The organism is Escherichia sp. 94.0001 (genome assembly GCF_013369155.2).
GTDB classification, from domain to species: domain Bacteria; phylum Pseudomonadota; class Gammaproteobacteria; order Enterobacterales; family Enterobacteriaceae; genus Escherichia; species Escherichia coli_F.
In genome coordinates this window covers 1-220 of sequence record NZ_JABWMS020000357.1, presented here as the reverse complement: position 1 = coordinate 220, position 220 = coordinate 1, and the positions used below count along the sequence as shown (strand labels likewise).

Below are 220 nucleotides of genomic sequence, written 5' to 3'. Positions count from 1 at the left end.
ACACCGGCCCTGTCGGGGCAACCGGCGAACGGGGACCGGCAGGTGATGCTGGTCCGGCAGGCCCACAGGGACCGAAAGGAGAAACAGGTGTGGCTGGCCCGGTAGGGGCAACCGGACCTCAGGGACCAAAGGGCGACCCGGGGGAGACGCAAATACGGTTCCGTATGGGGCCGGGAAACATTATTGAGACAAACAGCAATGGCTGGTTCCCGGATACAGA

General features: G+C 63.6%; 1 protein-coding gene. It reads left to right on the top strand.

Features of this window, described 5'->3' with window-relative positions; all coding sequences use genetic code 11:
- The coding region (locus HEN33_RS26100; RefSeq protein ID WP_183083589.1) for a phage tail fiber C-terminal domain-containing protein at positions 1-220 on the top strand (220 nt) is incomplete at both ends.